Source organism: Bacillus niameyensis (genome assembly GCF_001375535.1).
GTDB lineage: Bacteria > Bacillota > Bacilli > Bacillales > Bacillaceae_C > Lederbergia > Lederbergia niameyensis.
Map to the genome: position 1 here is coordinate 1,017,428 of NZ_LN831197.1, position 24,384 is coordinate 1,041,811.

Here is a 24,384-nt window from a genome sequence, read left to right on the forward strand (position 1 = left end):
TTAGTTACCCTCCTGTAATTCTAGTAATTTCCTTAAAACAGCCATTCGTACATAGACCCCATTTTCCATTTGTTTAAAAATTCTTGATCGCTCACATTCTACGAGCTGATCCGCTATTTCCACATTGCGGTTAACTGGAGCAGGGTGCATGATAATACCGCTTTGCTTCATTCTCTTTTCACGCTCTACCGTTAAGCCATATTCTTGATGATACTGTTCGGCCGTAATCGCGGTAAGGCTTAAATGCCGCTCATGTTGGATTCTCAAGAGCATCAATACATCAACAGAATCGATGATCTCGTCAATTTGAAAATTGCGCTTAGCCTGTTCCTGATCATTTAAAAACCATTCAGAAGGTCCGGAAAAGATGACGTCAGCACCTAGAGCAGTAAGTGCGTCTATATTAGATTTGGCAACCCGGCTATGATTTAAGTCCCCAACAATGGCTACTTTCAAGCCGTTAAATGTTCCAAATTCCTGCTTGATTGTAAAAAGGTCGAGCAAACATTGAGTTGGATGTTGACCACAGCCATCGCCGCCATTAACAATGGGTATATTTATTTTGTCAATTAATTCATTATAGTACGCCTCTTGTTCATGACGAATGACGGCAATATTCACTCCGATTGATTCCAAAGTTTTAACTGTGTCATAGAGTGTTTCACCTTTAAGCGTGCTCGAGAAACCAGCTTCAAAAGGAATCACATCCAGGCCAATTTTCCGCTCTGCCATTTCGAAACTGGATTTCGTTCTTGTACTTGGTTCGAAAAAAAGATTCGCGGCAAAAGTTCTTTTAGTAGGAGACCACTCATCACCTTTGGAAAATGATTCCGCCAGATGCAGTATTTCCATTATTTCATCTGTTGTTAATTGATTCATTGACAATAGATGTTTCATGCTTTCTCAGCTCCCTATTTTTTATGTTAGTTCCAGCGCCCAGCCAACTGGCACTTCCACTTTTCTAAAAAAATACCCTCTTCGTCCGTTTCGTGACAAAGAGGGTACTAAAAATAAGCAGCTAGAGACAGCTTCCTATTTACCTCCCTTTGCCAGTCTCACAGGACTGTCTTTAAAAGGGAATATTTTATTTTTGAATACTAACTTGATCTAGGTCATCTACTTCCATCAATTCAACGACTATTCGCTCTTGACTTGAAGTTGGAATATTTTTCCCGATAAAATCAGCTCGAATCGGTAATTCGCGATGTCCTCTATCAACCAATACAGCAAGTTGAACAGCAGAAGGACGACCAAAATCAACAAGTGCATCCATCGCGGCTCTCACTGTCCGGCCTGTGTACAATACATCATCAGCAAGGATCACTTTTTTCTCGGTAATATTAACTGGTAAATCGGAGTCTTTCACTTCAGGTTCCGCATCTTCAGTTTTATATGTCAGGTCATCACGATAAAGAGTTATATCCAATTCACCAACGGGGATTGCTTGCCCTTCAATCTGCTCAATTCTCTTAGCTAGACGATTAGCTATGTGGATACCTCTTGTTTTGATCCCAACTAATATACAATTTTCAATCCCTTTGTTTCTTTCGATGATTTCGTGAGCAATTCTAGTCAATGCTCTTTGAATTGCTTTTTCATCTAAAACGACTGTTTTTTCCACGATGGTTCACCTCTTTTGAAGAAATGAAAAACCCTCACACCGAAAGGCATGAGGGTATACGAATCCAAAATCTCAAAACTGGTTTTGTATCCCTTCATAGCCTCACAGGACTAAATTAAAGGTTCATATGTAACTACAAATACTATAGTCCTTTATGCATTTCTTGTCAATCATTTTCTTCTTAACTTTTCCAAAAGGTCGTGATAGTAATCTGGTAGCGGAGCCGAAAACTCCATGTACTCTTCTTTTCTCGGATGGATAAACCCAAGTATACCTGCATGGAGAACTTGTCCACCCATATCTAAAGTTTTACGAGGGCCATATTTTGGATCTCCTACAAGTGGGTATCCAATATATTTCATATGAACGCGAATCTGGTGTGTTCGGCCCGTTTCTAATACACACTCAACAAATGTATATGGATCTAAACGTTCCAAAACTTGGAAATGAGTCACGGCATGCTTTCCGCCATCTACGACTGTCATGTTTTGCCTGTCATCTTTATCGCGGGCAATAGGCGCATCAATTGTTCCATGATCATGGGGAATGACACCGTGAACAAGGGCGAAGTATTTACGAGTCACACTTTTTTCTACTAATTGATTAACAAGATGCTCGTGGGCATAATCATTTTTCGCCACCATTAATAAACCAGATGTGTCTTTATCAATACGGTGAACAATTCCGGGGCGTAAAACACCATTAATTCCAGACAAATCGTGACAATGGGCCATTAAACCATTAACAAGTGTTCCTGTGGAATGTCCAGGTGCAGGGTGGACAACCATTCCTTTCGGCTTGTTAACGACGATCACATCTTCATCCTCGTAATAAATATCTAAGTCCATCTTTTCAGGCAGTACATCTAACGGCTCTGGCTCTGGTATTGAAATAAGTAAATGATCATTTTCACCACATTTATAGTTGGCTTTTTCCTTCTTCCCATTTACTTCGACAATTCCATCACGGATCCATTGCTGAACTTGGGAGCGTGACCATTCGTTATTCAAGGCTGTAATAACCTTATCTAAACGTTCACCTTTTTGCTCCGCAGTTATATAATGATTAATTTGCTTCATTTGCTTTCTCCTTGTCTTCCTTACTTTCTAATATGAGCTGAATAAACATAAGTCCTACTCCAATCGTAAGGGCTGAATCAGCGACATTAAAAATCGGAAAATCATACGAAAAAATGTATGTATCTATAAAATCGACAACTTCTTTTCGAAATAAACGGTCGATAAAATTACCAATTGCTCCGCCTAATATAAAACATAGACTAAGTTGAAATAGAAATTTACCTTTAGCATGTTTTTCCAGATAATAAATAATGGCAATCACAACAACGACCGTAATGATATAAAAGAGCCACATTTGGTCTTGCAAAATCCCCCAAGCAGCTCCGCGGTTTCTATGCGAAGTTATGTAAAAGAAGTTGTGAATGATCGGAATGCTTTCTCCTGGAATCATATTTCGAACAATCAACCATTTTGTAAACTGATCAAGCGCAATAATAAATAAGGCCACTAAGTAAAACGCCACATCCTAACCCCCGATTCAAAGTGAGTCATTTCTTTAGTATTTTAGCATACAAACAGGAGTGGTATGAACTTTTCCACTCATTTAAATAAATTTCATAATTGCCTTTTGTAAAAACACATTCCGTTCAGCTTAAATTTGTATTTTAATCTACGAGACCATCGCCAATATAGTCGAACGTATCCAAATCAGCATAAACAATCAAATTATTAGGTAATCTAGACTTTTCTTTTGTCGGAAAGTCAATCAAATACACTTCTTTCCCTTCATATGATTTATCCTCAACCAGAGTCATCATCGTTTTAGTCAAAGTGATTTTAGACACCTTTGCATCCTGCCAACTGTCTTCAATTTGTTCCTTTTGCTGAGAGGACAATTGCCCCCAAACATTTTCTCTGACATCCTTCATATTGTTCTGTTCGCTTGTATTACCAACACTTTGGCCATTATTTCCTGTTTCGTTAGAACAAGCGAATAGCCCTAATAAAAAAACTGCGGAAACAACTACTAGACTGATTGTCTTCATTCTTAACACTCCCTTTTGTGATTAGACGAAAAACTCTATGTATTAGTTTCATTAATCTTCGCTTCGGTATTTCTAGTATAAAAGAGAAAGGATAACCTTTATTTTCAGTATATGACTGAAAGGGTTATCCTTAATTAGGCAACATCTTTATTAAAATTTTTATAAATGATATGACCAATTGAATATAGGGGTTTTGACAATCGCTTTAACTTTTTATTATCGCCTCTTCATAAAAGTAGTGCCTGTCCCTTAGTCATAATGCATTAATAGACTGGGGATCAGGCACCTTTTATGAGAGTGTTTTCGGAGACCTAGATCTTCTCTTTTAATTCTTCCACTTTTTGCTCCGGTAAGCCCGTAATAGTAACAACTTCTTCGATCGAATCTCCTTTTATGAGTAGTTTCACAGCAATTTCTACCTTTTCCTTTTCCCTGCCTTTTTCTAGTCCCTCTTCAAATCCCTCTTTCCGAAAAAACTTGGCAAACGACGTATCCTCTAAAGAAAGTCCCATCAATCTGTCCTCCTTTTCCAATATGGGTTCGATTTCATCGATTACTTTTATCTCCTCTTCTTCTGGCAATCGAAGAATGTGATCAATAAAAATTAGCAAGTTCCGAATATATTCCTTATTTATCATTTTATCCTGTAAAAGTAATCTCATCAATCTCCTTTTATACTGAGATTTCAGATGAACATCCTTTTTACTTTTGATCATATACAGTCCGGCTAAAATGGCAAGAGCAAAGGGATTATCTGACTGAAGTAACGTGGATTCATCTTGTATGGCAATTTCGTAGGAGTTATAGCGGTAGGTGAGTTCCGTTCCAAAAAATTCGTAGTGAAAACGGTCCTGATTATATTTAGCTCTTTCCCCAGTTTGCAAGGCAAGCGCATAAACTTTTTGATCGTAATAATCTAGTATGCGGTAAAAGGATTGAAACATACGCTTCGGGAAAATCTTTTTGTAGCCTCCTTGAATTTCAATGTGGATATAAACAAGTTGCTTTTCCCCGCCGTTCAACTGGACTCTAACCAATTTATCTGCTACCCTGTCATTACTATCAGCTTCTGGGAAAATAGTTTTAAGTTCTTGTTCGAGAAATTCTGGAGGATTGGAAAAATCAATCTCTTCATACAAATCTGGTGCAAAAAACAATAAAAAATCTTCAAATAACTCGGTAATCACTTCCTTCCAAAGTTGATCGTATTTTGGAACCTGATGAGCCAATCATATCAACACCTTTCTTTGTTCTATATACAAAATTCGACAAATGCTATGATCTTCCTTCTAGATCGGAAAGATAAATCGTATGAATTGCTAATATAAAAATATGAGCCATTTTTCTTTTTTCATAAATATTTTTATGTATTGACCCCATATATTTCTTTTTTGTTGCCCAATATATTTCTTCTACATATGCGATTTCTATGCTACAATTTACAAAAAAGTCCCCTCCTAGTAGATCATTCGGAGCCTCTAAGAGGGAATCTGTGCCGTTACCCCCAGTTCATTAAATCATTAACAGACTGATGGACAGGACTTTATTTGTTTACTAGATTTTACGAATAATTTCCACTCTTCCCTTTTCTGCAATTTAAGAATGGAATTAATAAAGACCCTCATAATTACTGCTCTATAAGCTCGAATTCACCTATAGAAAAATTAACATCATCTTCTTGAATGTATTGAAGAATAACATCTTTGCATTTTTCGTATGCTTCTTGAGTGAGGTAAACATTAAGTTTCTTATTCTTAATGTCCCTATCATCTATTCCAACTGCAAAAATATCCAACTCCCCCTGCTCAGCTAGCTTTAATAGTGTTTCCTGAACCGAATAAATATCATTTCCCGAACCGTTCACAGGGTCATCTCCTACTTTCTCCGTGACTGTTTGACCGCAACCCGTTAACATCATAATTGATAGAAATAAAATGAACGGTAATCTCATAATCTACCCCCTATAACAAAGTTCCCTCTCCAAACATAAAATTGTACAAATACAAAATATAACTCTATGAGAAACAATTTTATGAAAATCATTTTACTGCTCTTACCTTTTTCATGTTTATGAGAAAATACCTTCTTTATTTACAGCGCCTACATTTTCCCTTTGCAATACAAGACGGAAATATATTACAAAGGGTTTCACCCTTTCTGAAACTTCCATAAAAAGTGTTTAAACAACGGAATAAACAGATTTAAACATTCATTATGTGCTTCGGTATAAAGGATTACTTGCAGAAATAAATTCCGCAAAAGAAAGAACCCCTCATGGTAGATCACTTGTGAATCTACCATGAGGGGTTCTTTGCTTATTAATAATTTTCCTTTACAACCGCAGCACAACGCGGGCAAAGTGTCGGATGGTCACTATCCGCACCAACATCTGGTGTAACAACCCAGCATCTTTCACATGTTTCGCCTTCTGCCTTTTCAACGACGATCGCTGCATGTTCAAGTTTCAAAGTGTCTTCTGGAGCTTGTTCTATCGAGCCAGCGACTTCAAAGCCGGAAACGATAAACAACTGTTTCATACTTTCTTTAAGACTATCCAATAAAGCTTTTGTTTCGTCATTAACATATAATGTTACTTTTGCTGTTAATGATTTACCGATGATCTTTTTATTTCGCGCTTCTTCCAAAGCTTTTAAAACATCATCACGAAGCTCTAGGAACTTAGACCATTTTACTTCAAGCTCATCGGCATTTTCTAATTCCTTATAGTCAGGAATATCGGTTAGCTGGACGCTCTCTTCACTAACACCAGGAATAAACGACCAAACTTCATCAGCGGTATGCGGTAAAATTGGCGATAGCAGTTTTGAAAGTGTTACGACACTTTCATACATGACTGTCTGCATCGCACGACGTTCATAATTGTCCTTAGCTTCAATGTAAAGAACATCTTTTGCAAAATCCATATAAAACGAACTTAAATCAAGTGTACAGAAATTATTTACTTCATGATAAATCGTCATAAAGTCATAGTTTTCAAAAGCATTGCGAACTTTTTTAACTAAACGATTTAAACGAACAAGTAAGAACTGATCCACTTCTCGAAGCTGATTGTACTCTATAGCATCCGTTTCTGGGTTAAAGTCAGCCAAATTCCCAAGTAAGAAGCGGAAAGTATTTCTTATCTTCCGATAGACTTCACTTACTTGTTTTAAAATTTCATCGGAGATTCGAACATCAGCCTGATAATCAACGGAAGAAACCCATAGTCGAATAATTTCAGCGCCATACTGGTTCGCAATCTTAGCAGGAACAATCACGTTCCCGATCGACTTACTCATTTTGCGGCCTTCACCATCATTAACAAACCCATGGCTTAAAACGCCTTTATAAGGTGCCTTACCTGTAACAGCTACGGAAGTTGTTAAAGATGAGTTAAACCAACCGCGATATTGGTCAGAGCCTTCTAAATAAAGATCGGCTGGTCGTTGTAAATCATCGCGCTCAACTAACACAGCTTGGTGAGTCGAGCCTGAGTCAAACCAAACATCCATAATATCTGTTTCTTTTGTGAAATTTCCATTAGGACTGCCCGGATGTGTAAATCCTTCTGGAAGAAGTTCTTTCGCTTCTTTTTCAAACCAAATATTTGATCCGTGTTCTCTAAATAAAGCTGCGACATGTTGGATCGTTTCATCCGTAATAATTTCTTCCCCATTTTCCGCATAAAAGACAGGAATTGGTACTCCCCAGACTCGCTGGCGGGAAATACACCAATCACCGCGATCTCTTACCATATTAAAGAGTCGAGTTTCACCCCATCCTGGAACCCATTTGACTTCTTTGATCGCTTCTAGAAGATCGTCACGGAAATCCTTAATCGAAGCAAACCATTGCGCAGTGGCTCGGAAAATAACTGGTTTCTTCGTCCGCCAATCGTGTGGGTATGAATGGGTAAAGAACTCAAGATGCAATAATGCACCTACTTCTTTCAATTTTTCAGTAATTGGTTTGTTCGCTTGATCATAAAATAGACCGGAAAATCCTGGTGCTTCTTCTGTCATAACCCCTTTATCATCGACAGGACAAAGGACGTCAAGACCATATTTTTGTCCGACATAGAAGTCATCTTCCCCATGACCTGGGGCTGTATGAACGCAACCTGTACCAGATTCCGTTGTAACATGTTCCCCTAAAATTACTAGAGATGAACGGTCGTAAATTGGATGTTTCGTTACAACATACTCTAATTCAGATCCTTTTAAAGAGTTAAGGATTTTTACATCTTCCCAACCAACTGTTTGCTTGACAGATTCTAATAAAGCTTCTCCAACAAGATATTTATCCCCAGCCGTTTCAACAACTACATAATTCAAATCTGGGTGAACAGAAATGGCGAGGTTTGCAGGAATTGTCCAAGGTGTTGTTGTCCAGATGACAATATTCGTCCCTTCTTCCAAGACACCTTTTCCGTCCGTAACTGCAAAACTTACGTAAATCGATGCAGAACGTTTATCTTGATATTCAATTTCAGCCTCTGCTAAGGCAGATTCACTTGAAGGGGACCAATAAACTGGTTTTTTCCCTTTATAGATATAGCCTTTCTTCGCCATTTCACCAAATACTAAAATTTGTTGCGCTTCAAATTCTGGTTTAAGGGTGATATACGGATTATCCCAATCCCCACGAACACCAAGACGTTTAAATTCGGTTCTTTGATTGTCAATTTGTTCATAAGCGTATTTTGCACAAAGCTCCCTAAACTCCTTAACTGACATTTCCTTCCGCTTGACACCTTTATTTGTCAAAGCCTGCTCAATCGGCAAACCATGTGTATCCCAACCAGGTACATATGGTGCACAATAGCCACTCATTGATTTATAGCGAACAATAAAATCTTTGAGAGTTTTATTTAACGCGTGCCCCATATGCAAGTTTCCGTTTGCATATGGTGGTCCATCATGCAAAACATAAAGCGGACGATCTTTTGTTCTTTCCTGAACCTTTTTATAAATTTCTTGTTCTTCCCAACGTGCTTGTATTTCTGGTTCTCTCTTAGGTAAATTTCCTCTCATTGGAAATTCTGTTTTTGGCATAAGCAATGTATCTTTATAATCCACTGATTTTCCTCCTTGCTTTCTAATAAACATTAAAAAACCTTCCCATCCCTGAAAAGGGACGAGAAGGTATAATTTCCCGCGGTACCACCCGAATTGACAACAATCTTGTTGTCCGCTTTGATTTCCGTATCGAGGAATGTACGCTATCATTTACTTGCTAAAAAGCTTTCAAGTCAAGAACTCGAGGGTGATCTTCGATTTTCCTATCGTTTCAGGCTTCCACCATCCCTGAATCGCTGCTAACATAGTGAAAATGTACTTTCCCTGTCATCATTTACATATAAAAATAATGAATTAAGCATCATTATATGTCAATTAATGAAGCTTCGTCAATATCACTTACTTATTTCTTTTAGAACAGGCATATCAGTTGAGTCTACGTCGTATTCCATTAGCTTGTCCCAATCATCATTGTCAAGCAAATCAAGTTGGGCTTCAACTAACATTTTAAATCTTGTTCTGAATACTTTCGATTGTTTTTTCAAGTCTTCAATTTCAAGAGCAATCTTACGGGCTTTTGACAATGCCTCATTGACAATTCGATCCGCATTTTTTTCAGCTTCGCGGATGATTAATTTAGCTTCCTTTTGAGCATTGCTTTTTACTTCTTCTGCAGCTTCCTGGGCAACAACAATTGATTTATGTAAAGTGTCTTCAATTGTGCTGAAATGTCCAAGGCGTTCGTCCATAGAAGATAATTTATCTTCCAATTCCTTTTTTTCACGGATAATGATTTCGAACTCTTTTATGACCTGGTTCAGAAACTCATTGACTTCATCTTCATCATACCCGCGGAATCCCCTGCCAAATTCCTTATTATGTATATCTACAGGTGTTAGAGCCATATGCCCACCTCCACTATCATCTATCCAACATGTCTATTCATATTATACAAAATTTCGACGTATATTGGCTAGAATCTTTTAAATTTTTACTTCTACTTAAGTAATCCTAATGTTACTCGAAGTTTATCCTTTTTTGTCTTTCCTTTTATTTCTAATAAAGAACATCTTCCAAGTCCCCTGGCGGAGATTACGTCTCCTTCATCACATTCAAAAGCAAGCTGCTCGGTTATTTGCCAATTTACTTTTGTCCGTGACTGCTGAATGAAGTCTTGTGCTTTACTTCTGGATATATTAAACGCGGCAGCCAAAATCACGTCAAGACGTAATGAACTTGCTGTTGTTTCGTATTCCTTCCATTCTTCGTCTGATGGTAAAACTTGATCTAAATTTCGTTTTTTTATCGAAACCTTTGCTTTTCCAATTTGATTCAATTGGAATAAAACAAAGTCTTCCATTTCTTTAGCCATAAAAAATTGAATAATATCTTTATGAAAAATAATATCCCCAAATTTTTCACGTTTTAATCCTAATGACATGATCGACCCTAAAACCATCCGATGATCAAGCTTGAGAAACTTCTTGGGATAATCAATTTCGTATAAACCAACCTGAAAATCTTGGATTTCCGAATGATAGTAGTCGGGATAAAGCAATGCTCGTTTACTCTCGGCCCGATCTGCTCCACCATATAGTTCGTACTTAACCTCGTTGTTTTCCCCTAATATAGAACGAAGAATATATTGTTTTCTTGGATCCAAAAAGTCGGTCAATTTTGGAGAATACGTTTGCTCCACATATTGCTTCCATTCCAACACTTGATCAACAAATTCCTTTTCTTCGGGGCGAAAATGCTGGTATAAGACAGACATATTTCCACTCCACGCTCATTATTTTATTAAAACCATCTAGCTAATTCACCAACACCTGAGGCAGCTAAATTTAGGACAAAAAAAGCAGCCAATGGCGAAATATCAATCATCCCAATCGGTGGAATAAACCTTCTGAATGGTTCTAAATATGGTTCACAGATCCTGGCAAGAAACTGGCCAATACTTGTTTCACGGGCATTAGGAAACCAACTCATTAATATATAGATAATAAGAGCCCATGAATAAAGAGTGATAATTTGCGCAATAATGCCAACGACAAAATTCATATTATTAAGTCCACCTCGTATCATCGTAATCATGATTATTTAGTAGTTCTGAGATATTTCCCGAAACTTCAACATTATCAGGTGTACATAAGAAGATGTCTTTTCCGATCCTCTGAATATCCCCACCCAATGCATAAACAGCGCCGCTTAAAAAGTCAACAATGCGGAGCGCCTGATCATGATGAATACTTTGCAAATTGACAATAACTGCTCTGCGATTCACTAAATGATCTGCGACTTCCTGTGCTTCCGCATATACTCTTGGCTCAATTAATATCACTTTAGATGACTTTTGATTTTGGACACTCTGTATACTCACTACATTCTGTTTTCGAGTTGCAGGAGCTTTATTTTCCTGTTCTGTAAATGTTTCTTTTACTGGCTCTTCAACATATTCATATTCCTCATCTTCAAGAAGAAAGAAGTTTTTGAATTTGGACTTTAGCCCCATAAATAAACCTCCTAAATTTATTCACCTACTAGTGCAGTTCCGATTCTTATAAAAGTTGCGCCTTCCTCTATGGCAATCTTATAATCATTCGACATCCCCATTGATAATTCTGCACACGGTGCATGCGGGAGCTCCATCACTTTTATTTCATCACGCAATGTCCTTAGTTGGCGGAAGCAACTGCGGAGGAGCTGTTCATCGTCTGTCAATGGTGCCATCGTCATAAGGCCAACAACAAGTAAATTAGGATAAACCTGCAATTCTTTAATAAATTGCAGTGTATCCTTTGGTTGTATACCGTGTTTAGATTCCTCACCTGAAACATTGACTTGAACAAAACATTTAATTTTACCTGTTGCACGCTTATTTATTTCCTTGGCTAGAGAATGCCTGTCCAAGGAATGAATAAATGAAACCTTATCAATGACGTTTTTAACTTTTCTTGTTTGTAGGCTTCCAATGTAATGCCATATCGGCCTGTTCCCCAGTATGTTCCATTTGGAAAGCAGGCCATCGTCTCTATTTTCACCTAAATGCTTAATTCCTGCATCAACTGCTTCTATAGCTCTTTCAGCGGATACATATTTAGTAACGGCAATAATCGTAATATCTTCAAGATTTCTATTAACTTTAACACATGCAGAGTTAATCTGCTCTTGAATAACTGTTAAATTTTCTTTTACTTTCACAGAAAAAACTCCCATAATCATTAATATTAACATATTTCTCCAAATTTTATGATAACATGGAAAAGAATATTTTAGTATAGTGTACCATAAATGACTGCTGACGATAAGTTATATTAACTTTTAGGGCTATTCAATTGTTGTTGCATATATTGATGACCTTGATGGCGAACGAGAATAACATCCTCGCCAACTTTCACAATTTGATTCCACGGAATAATAATTTCTTCTTCTTTTCCAAAAAAACCAAGAAGTTTTCCCGAGAATCCAATAATAATTGTTTCAATTTTTCCATTATCTAAATTTATTTCAATATCAGCTACATTTCCAAGTCTTCTGCCATCTGAAATATTGACTACGTCTTTCATTTGAAATTCTGATATTCGAACCATCGCAATCCCCACTTTCAAGAATATATATATAATCATATATATATGCGAAGCAATCCAGCTTTATTGATAAGAGAAAAAGAGCTTAATTTCTTGCTAAATGAATTTGCAAGAAATTAAGCTCTTTTTGTTAAGTACATTATTACTGAATATTCTTATTCATTTGTTTGATCGCTGCTTTTTCCAATCTGGAAACTTGAGCTTGGGAAATCCCGATTTCCTCGGCAACTTCCATTTGAGTTTTCCCTTGAAAGAAACGTTTTCTAATAATCATTTTTTCTCTTTCATTCAATCTTTGTAAACCATCATGAAGGGCAATTTCTTCGATCCATTGACTATCCCGATTTTTTTCGTCACTCAATTGATCCATAACAAAAATTGGGTCTCCACCATCGTTATAAATAGGTTCAAATAATGAAACTGGATCCTGAATAGCATCCATCGCAAAAACAACTTCTTCATGTGGAATATCTAGTTCTTTTGCAATTTCTTCTGCTGTAGGTTCACGAGATGTTTTCGCCATCAATCGTTCACGTACATGCAATGCCTTATAGGCAATATCACGCAGTGATCTGGAAACTCGAATCGGATTATTATCCCTTAAATAGCGCCTGATTTCTCCAATAATCATCGGAACGGCATATGTTGAGAATCTTACATTTTGACTTAAATCAAAATTATCAATTGATTTCATTAAGCCGATGCACCCAACTTGGAATAAATCATCCACATATTCCCCTCTGTTGTTAAAGCGTTGAATAACACTTAAAACAAGCCGCAAGTTACCATTTACTAGCTTTTCTCGGGCTGAGAGATCCCCGTCCTGCATTTGTTTTAAAAGTTCCCGCATTTCTTCGTTTTTGAGTACAGGGAGCTTGGAAGTATCCACACCGCATATCTCTACCTTATTTCGCTTCAACTTTTTCCCTCCTTGCAGGAGCTGTTGTACAAAATAAGTATCTCCGTGAGAGAAAAATCTATGCATGAGGTTTTTCCATGGTTTTATCTTTAAAAGCACCCTACCCCTTACTAATCCTGGTTATTTTAGGTATTTGCTAGTGCTAAAATTTTTATTAAACCATTTTATTAAACTCCTTTCTTAATCTTTTAATAATCCTTTTTTCAAGTCGTGAAATATAGGATTGAGAAATACCTAAATGATCTGCTACATCCTTTTGCGTCTTCTCTTCTTCCCCATTTAATCCAAATCTCAACTCCATGATTTGTTTTTCACGATCTGATAATTTTGTCAGTGCAGATAATAGTAATTTTTTATCAACATTTGCTTCTAGATCTTTCGTTATGATGTCTTCCTCTGTCCCTAATACATCAGATAATAATAATTCATTACCGTCCCAATCGATATTCAAAGGCTCATCAAATGAAACTTCGGATCTTGTTTTATTATTCCTCCGTAAATACATTAGAATTTCATTTTCAATACAACGAGATGCATAGGTTGCAAGTTTGATCTTCTTTTCAGGATTGAAAGTGTTGACAGCTTTTATTAAGCCAATGGTTCCTATACTAATTAAATCTTCAATATTAATTCCAGTATTTTCGAATTTCCTTGCGATATAGACAACGAGACGAAGATTTCTTTCAATTAAGATCGATCGAGCAGCTTTATCACCATTAGGCAGTTTCTCAAGTAAAACTTCTTCCTCATCTTTCGATAATGGGGGAGGTAAAGCTTCACTGCCACCTATATAAAAAACTTCATCAGATTTTAGACCGATTTTTGTTAGGAAGCGATACCAGTAATATTGAATGCGTAATCGAAGTCGTTTCAAAAATAATCCTCCTTTTACTTTTCTAGATGAAGCAAATCTATTTAAGATGCCGAGTGTACTAGATCAACAGCCATTTTAGGGTGTAATATGCACTGAAAAGCATCATCACTTGACAATTTTTGTGTCGTGAATACGAGTAAAGCGTCTTTTTGAGCTTCCCTTCCATTGGGATCTTTCACAGAAATAAATTCCGGTTTAAATGCACAAAGTAATTGATTATTGTTTCCTAAAGTTTTGGCAGGAATTAAGCGCATGAGATCACTCCATTCAACAGGGAGTTGTGCTGTTGCCGTAAACAAATCATTGTTTTCGTCGGCCACCAATAAAATCTCATCTGGAACCTCATCCTTAATTGGTACAACAGAAACGATTATGACAGGCTTTCTTGAAATCGGATCATAAAGTTGATTCCCACTATCGATGAGTCCTTTTATTTCGATTAAAATTCCATTAATTTTAATCGAAACATCATAAAGAACATCATATTGAATATTAGTCATAGTAAGACCATCTAATCTTTTTTTCGAAAAGTACCATGCAACCGGAAATGCTCCCATAATAAACAGCCAGCTAATTGGATCTCCATACCCTCGAATGCTTTCTAGTATCACGATTGATTTTAGTTCCAAGTTAAAGGTTAGGAAAAAATGGACACCAATTAAAATGCCTCCCATCAAAAATGTAGAAAAATAAAATGTAAATAAGGTTGATATATAAGTAGACATCCTTTTATAGCCAAAGGCAATCAATACCATTAAAACAGAAAAAACGGCTTTTGTTAGAGGATGACTCGCCCAGGTGGAGACGGGTGTGATCGCAAGTAGTATTAATAAAGATCCCAATAATCCCCCAAGTAGAATTCTCATAGGATGAATACGTCTTTTTAAAAAGATGGCGGTTGCCCATAAGAGGAAACTGTCCACTAAAAAGTTCAAAATCCAAATAATATCCAAGTATACGACCAATACCCTCCCCCTCTTCAATTTCTATGTAGAGAAAAAGACTCATCCTATGCTTGTCCTATTTTTTCGCTTGTTAATTAACAGTATAGAACACAAATAATTGGGATTGTGTCACATCCTGTAACGGAAAATATGGAAGTTTTCACTCTTTTGTTCGAAGTATGTCAAAAAGAAGGATGCTTACATATAAAAAGTACTCCACAAGCATTTTGCGTGTGGAGTACTTTTTTGTTTAGCATTTTATCTTTATAGAAAAGATATCGCTACATTATTATCTTCTTCTATTTCTATTTCTCAAAAATGTCGGAATATCTAAAGTATCCTCGACAGATTGCCCTCCAGTACGGACTGGTTCAGCTTCCTCTCTTTTATGCTCACGAGTATTATGTGAAGCCTGGTTTACCGGTTGTTTCACTTGTCCTAAAACAGGCCTAGTTTTCTTTGGCTGAACAACTGCTTCATCAAAACCAGTAGCAATTACAGTCACGATAATTTCATCTTTTAGATCCTCATTAATGACGGAACCAAAAATCATATTTACTTCTTGGTCAGTTGCGGAAGCAACTATATCAGCTGCTTCTTGCACCTCGTAAAGACTGAGGTTACTTCCACCAGAAATATTCATCAAAACCCCTTGAGCTCCATCAATTGATGTTTCGAGAAGTGGTGAAGAAATAGCTTTTTTCGCTGCTTCTGCTGCCCTGTTTTCTCCTCCGGCTACCCCGATTCCCATTAACGCAGAGCCTTTATCCGTCATGATCGTTTTAACATCAGCAAAGTCGAGGTTGATTAATCCTGGAACAGCAATTAGATCTGAGATCCCTTGCACACCTTGTCGTAGAACATTATCAGCCTCTCTGAAAGCTTCAAGCATAGGAGTACTTTTATCAACAATCTCCAATAGTCTATCATTTGGAATGACAATTAAAGTATCTACCGCTTCCTTCATGGCACCTATTCCGCCACTAGCTTGGTTTGAACGTTTTCTACCTTCGAAAGTAAATGGTCTTGTTACAACTCCAACCGTTAAAGCACCAAGATCCTTAGCGATTTTTGCAATAACAGGTGCTGCACCTGTACCTGTTCCGCCACCCATACCTGCCGTAACAAATACCATATCAGCACCTTTTAGTGCTTCTTCAATTTGTTCTTTACTTTCTTCAGCAGCCTTTTTACCTACTTCTGGATTAGCTCCTGCCCCAAGACCTCTCGTAAGCTTGGCGCCAATTTGCATTTTTGTTTCTGCTTTCGATAGATTAAGTGCCTGTGCATCTGTATTTACGGCAATAAACTCCACACCTTGAACATCATGCTCAATCATTCTGTTCACAGCGTTATTACCGCCTCCACCTACCCCAACTACTTTTATGGTTGCTAACGAATCTAAATTAGTGTCGAAATCCAACATGGCATATCCTCCTATTTTGTTTAATGACTGGGATGCCTACTCGAAAAAGCTTCCAAAAAACTTTTTAACTTTTGTGGCAATCTTTTCATCTGGATGTATTTCATTCTTTTTATTTTGTACAGCTTTTACTGGTCTTTTTTCGATCGCTTCATATTGAACTGGCTCTGATCCAATCTCTCTTCCTTCTAATCTTGCATTCTTATAAGCGTATTTTATTAAGCCAACAGCGGTAGTATATTGTGTCTCGCGTACTCCAATATAATCTGGGATTGCGACTCTAACTCGGTTTTGAAAAATATCTTGGGCTAATTCCATTACCCCAGGCATATTGGCTACTCCACCCGTTAGTACGAAACCACCAGGTAAGTCAGACACATTCATTTGGACTAACTCTCTTTGAATAAGTTCAAATATTTCTTGAACTCTAGCTTCTATTATATCAGACAACTCTAATTGATTAAATTGCTGATGTTGATCACTTCCTATAATAGGTACACTGAAAACTTCATCTTCTGAAGCATCATTGTAATAAGCATGACCATGTTTTCTTTTAATTTTCTCAGCATCCTCAGTTGCTGTCCTAAGGCCAATTGATAAATCTTTTGTAATGTTATCTCCGCCAACGGGAATAACGGTAGTACCTTTGATATAGCCGTTCTCAAAAACTGTAAGTCCAGTAGAGCCGCCACCTATATCAATTAAAGCAGTGCCTAAACTTTCTTCATCTTTTGATAGAGCAGCGGAAGCAGCAGCAATCGGTTGTAGAACAATATCAACAATCTCAAGACCTGCCTTCTCAACGCAGCGGAGTGTATTATGTAAGTTCGTTTTAGATCCTGTTATGATAATACCTTCCATTTCTAGGCGTACTCCGATCATTCCTCGCGGATCGGTAATTTCATCTAGGCCATCAACAATAAATTGTAGAGGTAGAATATTGATAATTTCCCTTTCGGGGGGAATGGAGACAACTTCTGCTGCATCAATTACTCTTGAAACATCTTCATTGGTTATTTCCCTGTTTTCGCTTGAAACGGCAACGACTCCATGACAAGGCTGAAGGCCAACCTGGTTTCCAGCAATCCCGACAATGACTTGCTTGATCTGCATTCCAATCATTCTTTCGGCCTGCTCAACTGCTTTTCGAATTGAATGAACAGTTTTATCAATATCAACAATGGATCCTTTCCTAAGCCCTTCGGATTTTGCTGTCCCTACTCCAATCACATTGAGTGAATGATTGGACATTTCCCCAATAATGACCTTAACAGTGGATGTACCAATATCTAGGCTGACAAAAATTTCATTGTTCATACTATGGTACCCCCTTGTAAAATTCTAGTTAATTTACTATTTTCTATTTCATTCATTTATGATCATCCTTGAATTTTGCTTCATTAATAAGATAATTCGTCATCTATTTGAAATTTCCTGTTTATCATACTATTTATTTGGAATTTTCTCTAGCATTTACCCATTTATTAAGCAAGATTCTTCGAATTACAGCTATATTTTGAAATAACCTGACACCAAAAGCAAAAACAGCTGCTAAATACAAGTCTACACCAAGATGAACTCCTAGAAAAGCTAAACTTGCAGCAAGTATAATATTAAAGAAAAAACCAGATACAAACACACGATTATCATATAAATTTTGCAAATATGCTCTTATGCCACCAAACAATGTATCCAGTGCAGCTAATACTGCAATAGACAAATAATTGGTATATTCATCAGGTATTTTTATATCCGTTAGCAATCCTAACAATATCCCTATGAGGAGTCCAATAATAGGAAGTAACATTTATCCCTCTCCTTTTTCTTCCACTGGCTCAATATCTCTTATAACAATTGGATCCACATATGCGGGAACAGTGACTGATTCTTCTGGTTTAGAAACATTTAATTGTAAGTTATCGATGAAAAAGTCGTCAAGAACTGGTGATATTTGCAGGCGGTTATACATTTTTTCCGCCACTTCCATACTTTCGACTATGACGTGAATGCGAAATGGAAGCGAGCGAAGCGCATGAGTGCCTACTTTCGTTTCTCCATTAATATCACGAATAACTGTTGTATTAATATATCTTTCGCCATCAATAGAAAGATGTTTCGCCCCATACATATTCAATTCATTAATTAATCTTTGTAATATGACTGGTGATATAGACGAAGGATTGGGATCAATGATCATCCCTGTATCAATACTATCAATAGTTAAAACTAGTCCAGGTGCGTTTAATTCTGTCAGCCCAGCTTCTTTTTTCAATTCTAAAATAGTTTGTTCCAGTACGTTCTCTTTGTTACCAATGTTTTCAAAATTATAATCCTGGATTTTTTGATCATGATATCGAATTTCCTTAAGGAGCTTAGCTTGCAAATCCATTTCATTATTAATAGACTCTCGAAGCTGCCAAGCATCTGATAACTCTCTAGAACTTGGTTTTTGCACAGTTTGAAATTGAATCGCGATCATGAAGCCAACGATGAAGGTAATGATCGTAAAATAAATTTTTGTTTTATTTTTCATGATGATTCACCTAATACTGGGTCCAATAATATTTGCTTTTTCTTTTCAATTGAAAAGATAATATTATCGTTGACAAGTTGATCTCGTACTCCGCCCCTTAATGTTAACGCTGAAGTGAGTATATCGGTATCACCAATCGCGGTTATTTTAAATGGAGCTGGAAAAGGATTACCATCTACTGTTATAACAGGACCCGTACAGACAATATAAGAGTCATGATTTAATCTTTGCCCATTGATTGCAACAGCGGATGCTCCTGCGACAAGCAGCTCATTCACAACTTTGTAAACATGATGCTCATGAACAAGATAATTATTAACATCTTCATTTTGCTGATAATCCCCATCTTCTAGAACTACTTCTACTCCTGGTCCCTTCACTTTCACTTTTCCTAGAAACATTCTAAACTTCTCTGCATCTTTCGCTAAGTTCATATATGTTTCTTCTTCCTGAGATAATTCCTTTTCTTTTTGTCGGACAGATTCTTGCTTTTCATAAAGCTCTTTTTGCAAATCTCTGTTACGATCTTGAATGGAGATTAATTGATTCCTTAAATTATTCTCCATTATGTATTGCCTGTCCGTAATAACTGGTGAAGGATCTTCATCTTTGGCGGATTGACTGTAGGAGAATGCAAGAATGAAACCAAAAACAAAAAAAACTAAAGAAAAGATCACATATCTACCTTTCATCCTCCTTTTCATTCATATCCTCTCCCTTTGTTTCATAAGCCTTAAAGTAAGACCCAACTTCGAAATCAATTACTCCCTTTACATCGGGGTCTAATTGGCCGATGATAGCTGGATAATGAATTATTTTTTCTGATAGGGTCGGAATTGTTGCGGTAACTTCATAGCCATCATTCATAAATAAATAAATATGGTATTTATCTGTCTTTGTTGGATCATAGTGAATCTCTGAAATAGAATTTAATATGTCCGATGGAATTTGCTTTAATTGCTTTGAGAGCTCCTCCAAAACATCATCCTGCTTAAACCCAGTTACAATGGGTGCATTTAAAGGCAAAGGTTGTTCTCTTACTAGCACATTCCCATTTTCCAATAAAGGGTAGTAATGTTGCTCTTCTACAAATAAAGCAATGCTAGAATATTCCTTTACATTAATATTGATAACATTGGGAAATGCCAGTTTTACACTAGCCTCTTTAATTGCCTGCTGTTCCAATATCTTATTTGTTATTTCATTTTTATTGATTTTCCATAAATTTTCTCCAATTTTTATACCAGATGCATTTTCCAACTCTTCTGTTGTCATTATTTGATGACCTTCAATATTAATTTGTTTAACATGACTAAGTGGAGATTGAAAGTAAACAACTAAAACAATTAACAAAAAGAATAAAGATAAAAGAAAAATTAGCCTACGGTTGGCCTTACGCCTTCTATACTCTTTTATTTTTGGGACCCTGTCCTCAAGGGATAAAATCTTCCCTCTCTGCATAAGCATTACCCCTTTTAGATCTTCAAATAAGTGAACTACTGTAATTAATCGGAAAGTATGATCGTTAAGCTATAGTTAATACTTTGAATGGTTGCCGAGATCGAATAGTATTTTCGACAGCTTGTCAGCAGCATCTGGCATTCCTAGCTTTTTTGCAGCTTCCCCCATCGTTCTCCGTTTTTCATTATCTAGCATTATAACATCCAGTGACTCCACTAAACGACTGCTCGATAAGTCTTTTTCTGTCAACATTAAAGCCGCTCCATGTGAGACGAGCGCTTCTGCGTTTTTCTCTTGATGATTGTTAGTTACGTAGGGGCTTGGTATTAAGATTGACGGGATTCCAAGTGCTGTTATTTCAGCGAGGGATGTTGCACCAGCCCTTCCAACAACAACATCAATAGATGGCAGTACTTTCTGCATATCATGTATAAATGGTATGATTGCAATATTTCGATGGCTTCCTACAAGTTCCGCTTCCTTTTTGACGTCTTTATAATGAGTTTGGCCAGTAACATAAATGACTTGATATGGTTTGTACGATAGTTGAGAAAGTGATTTCACCACAGCATCATTAATAGGTCTTGCCCCTCTACTTCCACCTGTTATAAGAACGGTAGGAATTCCCGTTTTTAAGTTAAATGACTCCAAAACCCCCTCGGTTTTTGCATCCATCACTTCAGAGGCACGTGGATTCCCTGTTAAAACTACTTTATCTTTAGGAAAAAAAGTCTCTACTTCCTTAAAACAAACCGCTACCTTATGAACATAACGGCTTAAAAACTTATTCGTTAAACCCGGTACGCTATTTTGCTCATGAATAACTGACGGTACTTTCTTTTTTGCTGCAGCATAAACAACAGGTCCGCAAACATATCCTCCAGTCCCGATCACAACATCTGGTTTAAACTGCTTTATGATCCGTTTGCTTATGTTAACCCCTTTTATAAAACGCATGATCGTTTTGAAATTTTCCAGTGAGAGGGATCGTTTAAACCCCGTAATTTGAATAGCTTCGAAGGGAATATTTTCACGAGGAACGATGTCGGCTTCCAATCCTTTTTCTGTGCCTACATATAAAAATTCCGTTTCCGGATGTTGCTGCTTAATTGATTTTATTAAAGCAAGTGCTGGATAGATATGGCCTCCTGTTCCACCACCAGTTACTATTATTTTCATATTCCCACCTCAGTCTTAATTGATCTATTTTTTTAAATAAACTCTTTCACTATCTTACTATATTTTACTTAATAATAAAGGGTTCTTCATAGAATGTTGTATAAATGTAACAGGAATTTTTTGTTGGTTCATAGATGGTTAATTATTTTATCTCTAAAATCACTGAGATTGTATTATAAAAGGAAAAAGACTCCAAAAGGAGCCTTTGTTATAATCGCGAATATCGACTAATATTTAATAAAATTCCGACTGCCATTAACATTAACGTAAGCGATGAACCTCCATAACTTAGAAACGGTAATGTTATACCTGTAACAGGCATTAATCCCGTAACGACGCCGATATTAATCATCACTTGAATGGCAATCATAGAAATAATTCCGACTGCTAAAAAACTTCCAAATAAATCAGGGGCTCCTAATGCTACTCGAATACCTCTCCATAATAGGAGAGCGAATAGCAATAAGACTAAACTACCTCCGATAAAACCAAGCTCTTCCGCTAAAATCGCAAAGATAAAATCCGTTTGCGGTTCAGGTAAATAGAAAAATTTTTGTCTACTTTCCCCAAGGCCGAGACCAAATAATCCCCCTGGACCAATTGCATAAAGAGATTGTATAATTTGAAACCCAGTCTTTAACGGGTCTTCCCAAGGGTCAAGAAAGGAGGTGATCCTTGCCATCCTATATGGTGCTGATATGATAAGGCCGACGAAGCCTGCTACACCGAACAACCCAAGGACAACAAAATGAAAAATTCTTGCTCCTGCAATAAAGATCATGACAACGCATGTCCCTAACATCACTGTACCCGTTCCAAGGTCTGGCTGTAACATGATCATTCCAAAAGCGAGAAAAACAAGTGATAAAGATGGTAATAGTCCCTTCTTAACTGTTGTAATATGGCGTTGATGTTCTGACAAAAACTTGGCCAAAAAAGCAATGATCGCTAATTTGATAAATTCGGAAGGCTGAATTGAAAACGCCCCAACTCCTAGCCAGCTTCTTGATCCATTACGTTCTACTCCGATCCCGGGAATAAGAACGATCACTAGTAGGACAAAACAGATGATGAGTAAAGGCTTGGCCCATTTTTTAAGTATCCAATAATCAACGTTCATAATTACAAACATAGCGATAATTCCTAGACAAGCAAAGAGCAGCTGCCGCTTTGCGAAAAAAAATGAATCAGAAAATTTATAATCGGCCCATATTGCGCTAGCACTATAAACCATAATAAGTCCGATGGCTAAAAGAATCGTTGTGGAAAGAATTAATATAAAGTCAGGAGCCGTTTTTTTGAAAGGCAATTCACAACACCTCTTGATACTCAAATTTAGAGCTTTAATTCAGAGTTATTCGCGATGTGATTTGCCTATTGGTGTATTCTCCGAAAAAATTAGCTCCTCTTTTCCAGTTTATGCACTGCCTCAATGAAAATATCACCACGAACCTCAAATGTTTTATATTGATCCCAACTTGCACATGCCGGTGAAAGTAAAACAACATCACCAGGGTTCGATAATTCGTATGCCGTTGGAACAGCTTCTTCCACATTATGGACATGAATAATTGTTTCTATTCCTGCTTCTCGTCCAGCTGTCTCTAGTTTTGGCGCTGTTTGCCCAAATAAAATAAGTGCTTTTACCCCTGTTAAAGATGGAATAAGGTCCGTAAACTCGTTACCACGATCTAATCCCCCTGCCAAAAGAATTAGTGGTTGATCAAATGCTTTTAACGCACTTGAAGCTGCAAGTATATTCGTTGCCTTGGAATCATTGTAAAACTTTCTTCCTTCGACTTCCGCAACAAACTGCGTTCTGTGTTTCACTCCAGAAAAAGAAGACAATACAGCAATAATTGACTGATTATCGACGCCCTTCAATTTAACAGCTGCAATCGCGGAAAGGATATTTTCTAAATTATGCGCACCCGGTAGAGCGATTTGGCTTATATCCATAATCGGTTCGCCCATAAAAAAGACTTTTCCCTCTTTTATGGACGCCCCGTTTTCAATATATCCTTTTGTGGAGAAAGGAATTATCCTCGCCTTTGTAAAAGAAACCATTTCCATAAGAGCGGGTTGGTCAGCATTTACTATCAGAAAGTCATCCTTTGTCTGATTAACCGTAATATTAATTTTTGAACGTGCATAATCATCCCAATCCTCATGATAGTCTAAATGCGCTTCATACAAATTCGTAATAATTCCAACATGTGGGCGGAAAGTCTGTATCCCTTTTAACTGAAAGGATGATAGCTCAACAACCATCGTTTGATCCTTTGTCGCCTTCTCAGCAACTTCAGACGCAACGGTACCAATATTACCCGCAATTAACGGCTGGCATTTCGCCTTTTCCAGCATTTCATAAATCAACGTTGTTGTCGTTGTTTTTCCATTTGTTCCGGTAATCCCAATCATTTCTGCTTCTGAAATTTGATAAGCAAGCTCGATTTCAGTGATAATTGGCAATCCCATTTCGACCGCCCCTTTTACTAGCGGATTGGAATAAGGAATCCCCGGGTTTTTTACTATAAGTTCAAACCCCTCATCAAGTAGTTCAACTGGGTGGCTTCCACAAATGACCTTAATCCCCTGCTCAAGTAGTCCTTGAGCATCGGGATTTTCGTTAAATGGCTTATAATCATTGACAGTTACAAATGCCCCTAATCGGTGTAAGATAGAAGCAGCAACAACACCACTTTTTGCAAGACCTAAAACAAGTACTTTTTTATAGTCGTAATCATTTATATTTTTCAC

General features: G+C 37.1%; 26 protein-coding genes and 1 other annotated feature. All 26 genes read right to left on the reverse strand.

Annotation, left to right across the window (positions count from 1 at the left end):
- Positions 1–897 (reverse strand): aspartate carbamoyltransferase catalytic subunit, encoded by an 897-nt coding sequence (locus BN1243_RS04990; protein WP_062105138.1) that lies wholly within the window; start codon positions 895–897, stop codon positions 1–3.
- Positions 898–1,084: 187 nt separating this feature from the next.
- Positions 1,085–1,621: a bifunctional pyr operon transcriptional regulator/uracil phosphoribosyltransferase PyrR gene (pyrR, locus tag BN1243_RS04995; protein ID WP_062105139.1), complete on the reverse strand. Its 537-nt coding sequence runs from the start codon at positions 1,619–1,621 to the stop codon at positions 1,085–1,087.
- A 170-nt stretch (positions 1,622–1,791) separates the two neighbouring features.
- A complete protein-coding gene (locus BN1243_RS05000; protein WP_062105140.1) occupies positions 1,792–2,700 on the reverse strand; it encodes an RluA family pseudouridine synthase in 909 nt (302 codons plus the stop codon).
- Positions 2,687–3,163 carry a signal peptidase II gene (gene lspA / locus BN1243_RS05005; protein WP_062105141.1) on the reverse strand — a complete coding sequence of 159 codons (477 nt, stop codon included), beginning with the start codon at positions 3,161–3,163 and terminating at the stop codon, positions 2,687–2,689. Before lspA ends, BN1243_RS05000 begins: the two co-directional genes overlap by 14 nt.
- A gap of 142 nt (positions 3,164–3,305) precedes the next feature.
- Positions 3,306–3,686, reverse strand: a complete 381-nt coding sequence (locus BN1243_RS05010) for a hypothetical protein (protein WP_062105142.1) — start codon at positions 3,684–3,686, stop codon at positions 3,306–3,308.
- A 311-nt stretch (positions 3,687–3,997) separates the two neighbouring features.
- A complete protein-coding gene (locus BN1243_RS05015) occupies positions 3,998–4,915 on the reverse strand; it encodes an RpnC/YadD family protein (protein WP_062105143.1) in 918 nt (305 codons plus the stop codon).
- A gap of 398 nt (positions 4,916–5,313) precedes the next feature.
- The gene (locus BN1243_RS05020; protein ID WP_062105144.1) at positions 5,314–5,637 is read right to left on the reverse strand and encodes a hypothetical protein; all 324 of its coding nucleotides are present in this window, start codon (positions 5,635–5,637) and stop codon (positions 5,314–5,316) included.
- A 367-nt stretch (positions 5,638–6,004) separates the two neighbouring features.
- Positions 6,005–8,764 (reverse strand): isoleucine--tRNA ligase, encoded by a 2,760-nt coding sequence (gene ileS, locus BN1243_RS05025; RefSeq protein WP_062110418.1) that lies wholly within the window; start codon positions 8,762–8,764, stop codon positions 6,005–6,007.
- 51 nt (positions 8,765–8,815) lie between these two features.
- Positions 8,816–9,044, reverse strand: a binding site (T-box leader).
- Positions 9,045–9,099: 55 nt separating this feature from the next.
- Entirely contained in the window at positions 9,100–9,609 is a 510-nt protein-coding gene (locus BN1243_RS05030) for a DivIVA domain-containing protein (protein WP_062105145.1), read from the reverse strand.
- Positions 9,610–9,701: 92 nt separating this feature from the next.
- Positions 9,702–10,478, reverse strand: a complete 777-nt coding sequence (locus BN1243_RS05035) for a YlmH family RNA-binding protein (protein WP_062105146.1) — start codon at positions 10,476–10,478, stop codon at positions 9,702–9,704.
- A 26-nt stretch (positions 10,479–10,504) separates the two neighbouring features.
- On the reverse strand, positions 10,505–10,765 hold the full coding sequence (locus tag BN1243_RS05040) for a YggT family protein (protein ID WP_062105147.1): 261 nt from the start codon (positions 10,763–10,765) through the stop codon (positions 10,505–10,507).
- A 4-nt stretch (positions 10,766–10,769) separates the two neighbouring features.
- Positions 10,770–11,216: a cell division protein SepF gene (locus BN1243_RS05045; RefSeq protein WP_062105148.1), complete on the reverse strand. Its 447-nt coding sequence runs from the start codon at positions 11,214–11,216 to the stop codon at positions 10,770–10,772.
- A gap of 17 nt (positions 11,217–11,233) precedes the next feature.
- A complete protein-coding gene (locus BN1243_RS05050; protein WP_062110420.1) occupies positions 11,234–11,905 on the reverse strand; it encodes a YggS family pyridoxal phosphate-dependent enzyme in 672 nt (223 codons plus the stop codon).
- A gap of 113 nt (positions 11,906–12,018) precedes the next feature.
- Positions 12,019–12,294: a YlmC/YmxH family sporulation protein gene (locus BN1243_RS05055; protein ID WP_062105149.1), complete on the reverse strand. Its 276-nt coding sequence runs from the start codon at positions 12,292–12,294 to the stop codon at positions 12,019–12,021.
- A 139-nt stretch (positions 12,295–12,433) separates the two neighbouring features.
- Positions 12,434–13,210: an RNA polymerase sporulation sigma factor SigG gene (gene sigG / locus BN1243_RS05060; protein ID WP_062105150.1), complete on the reverse strand. Its 777-nt coding sequence runs from the start codon at positions 13,208–13,210 to the stop codon at positions 12,434–12,436.
- A 154-nt stretch (positions 13,211–13,364) separates the two neighbouring features.
- Positions 13,365–14,084, reverse strand: a complete 720-nt coding sequence (gene sigE / locus BN1243_RS05065) for an RNA polymerase sporulation sigma factor SigE (RefSeq protein ID WP_062105151.1) — start codon at positions 14,082–14,084, stop codon at positions 13,365–13,367.
- A 41-nt stretch (positions 14,085–14,125) separates the two neighbouring features.
- The gene (spoIIGA, locus tag BN1243_RS05070) at positions 14,126–15,049 is read right to left on the reverse strand and encodes a sigma-E processing peptidase SpoIIGA (RefSeq protein ID WP_062105152.1); all 924 of its coding nucleotides are present in this window, start codon (positions 15,047–15,049) and stop codon (positions 14,126–14,128) included.
- Positions 15,050–15,317: 268 nt separating this feature from the next.
- The gene (ftsZ, locus tag BN1243_RS05075; protein WP_062105153.1) at positions 15,318–16,454 is read right to left on the reverse strand and encodes a cell division protein FtsZ; all 1,137 of its coding nucleotides are present in this window, start codon (positions 16,452–16,454) and stop codon (positions 15,318–15,320) included.
- A gap of 36 nt (positions 16,455–16,490) precedes the next feature.
- On the reverse strand, positions 16,491–17,768 hold the full coding sequence (gene ftsA / locus BN1243_RS05080; protein ID WP_062105154.1) for a cell division protein FtsA: 1,278 nt from the start codon (positions 17,766–17,768) through the stop codon (positions 16,491–16,493).
- Between the two features lie 133 nt (positions 17,769–17,901).
- A complete protein-coding gene (locus tag BN1243_RS05085) occupies positions 17,902–18,258 on the reverse strand; it encodes a small basic family protein (protein ID WP_062105155.1) in 357 nt (118 codons plus the stop codon).
- The gene (locus BN1243_RS05090) at positions 18,259–18,984 is read right to left on the reverse strand and encodes a DUF881 domain-containing protein (RefSeq protein ID WP_062105156.1); all 726 of its coding nucleotides are present in this window, start codon (positions 18,982–18,984) and stop codon (positions 18,259–18,261) included.
- Positions 18,981–19,688: a DUF881 domain-containing protein gene (locus tag BN1243_RS05095; RefSeq protein WP_062105157.1), complete on the reverse strand. Its 708-nt coding sequence runs from the start codon at positions 19,686–19,688 to the stop codon at positions 18,981–18,983. The genes BN1243_RS05090 and BN1243_RS05095 overlap by 4 nt, the downstream gene beginning before the upstream one ends.
- Positions 19,666–20,445, reverse strand: a complete 780-nt coding sequence (locus BN1243_RS05100; protein ID WP_062105158.1) for a cell division protein FtsQ/DivIB — start codon at positions 20,443–20,445, stop codon at positions 19,666–19,668. The genes BN1243_RS05095 and BN1243_RS05100 overlap by 23 nt, the downstream gene beginning before the upstream one ends.
- 75 nt (positions 20,446–20,520) lie before the next feature.
- Complete coding sequence (gene murG, locus BN1243_RS05105) at positions 20,521–21,624, reverse strand: undecaprenyldiphospho-muramoylpentapeptide beta-N-acetylglucosaminyltransferase (protein ID WP_062105159.1); 1,104 nt, start codon at positions 21,622–21,624, stop codon at positions 20,521–20,523.
- Positions 21,625–21,832: 208 nt separating this feature from the next.
- Positions 21,833–22,933, reverse strand: coding sequence for a stage V sporulation protein E (spoVE, locus tag BN1243_RS05110; protein ID WP_062105160.1), 1,101 nt, complete (start codon positions 22,931–22,933; stop codon positions 21,833–21,835).
- Positions 22,934–23,022: 89 nt separating this feature from the next.
- Positions 23,023–24,384 carry a UDP-N-acetylmuramoyl-L-alanine--D-glutamate ligase gene (murD, locus tag BN1243_RS05115; RefSeq protein ID WP_062105161.1) on the reverse strand — a complete coding sequence of 454 codons (1,362 nt, stop codon included), beginning with the start codon at positions 24,382–24,384 and terminating at the stop codon, positions 23,023–23,025.

Bases quoted from the DNA above. Each gene is read 5' to 3' on its own strand.
- BN1243_RS04990 (WP_062105138.1), bottom strand. From the start codon at position 897: ATGAAACATCTATTGTCAATGAATCAATTAACAACAGATGAAATAATG.
- BN1243_RS05000 (WP_062105140.1), bottom strand. From the start codon at position 2,700: ATGAAGCAAATTAATCATTATATAACTGCGGAGCAAAAAGGTGAACGT.
- BN1243_RS05010 (WP_062105142.1), bottom strand. From the start codon at position 3,686: ATGAAGACAATCAGTCTAGTAGTTGTTTCCGCAGTTTTTTTATTAGGG.
- BN1243_RS05020 (WP_062105144.1), bottom strand. From the start codon at position 5,637: ATGAGATTACCGTTCATTTTATTTCTATCAATTATGATGTTAACGGGT.
- BN1243_RS05030 (WP_062105145.1), bottom strand. From the start codon at position 9,609: ATGGCTCTAACACCTGTAGATATACATAATAAGGAATTTGGCAGGGGA.
- BN1243_RS05035 (WP_062105146.1), bottom strand. From the start codon at position 10,478: ATGTCTGTCTTATACCAGCATTTTCGCCCCGAAGAAAAGGAATTTGTT.
- BN1243_RS05040 (WP_062105147.1), bottom strand. From the start codon at position 10,765: ATGAATTTTGTCGTTGGCATTATTGCGCAAATTATCACTCTTTATTCA.
- BN1243_RS05045 (WP_062105148.1), bottom strand. From the start codon at position 11,216: ATGGGGCTAAAGTCCAAATTCAAAAACTTCTTTCTTCTTGAAGATGAG.
- BN1243_RS05055 (WP_062105149.1), bottom strand. From the start codon at position 12,294: ATGGTTCGAATATCAGAATTTCAAATGAAAGACGTAGTCAATATTTCA.
- ftsZ (WP_062105153.1), bottom strand. From the start codon at position 16,454: ATGTTGGATTTCGACACTAATTTAGATTCGTTAGCAACCATAAAAGTA.
- ftsA (WP_062105154.1), bottom strand. From the start codon at position 17,768: ATGAACAATGAAATTTTTGTCAGCCTAGATATTGGTACATCCACTGTT.
- BN1243_RS05085 (WP_062105155.1), bottom strand. From the start codon at position 18,258: ATGTTACTTCCTATTATTGGACTCCTCATAGGGATATTGTTAGGATTG.
- BN1243_RS05090 (WP_062105156.1), bottom strand. From the start codon at position 18,984: ATGAAAAATAAAACAAAAATTTATTTTACGATCATTACCTTCATCGTT.
- BN1243_RS05095 (WP_062105157.1), bottom strand. From the start codon at position 19,688: ATGAAAAGGAGGATGAAAGGTAGATATGTGATCTTTTCTTTAGTTTTT.
- BN1243_RS05100 (WP_062105158.1), bottom strand. From the start codon at position 20,445: ATGCAGAGAGGGAAGATTTTATCCCTTGAGGACAGGGTCCCAAAAATA.
- murG (WP_062105159.1), bottom strand. From the start codon at position 21,624: ATGAAAATAATAGTAACTGGTGGTGGAACAGGAGGCCATATCTATCCA.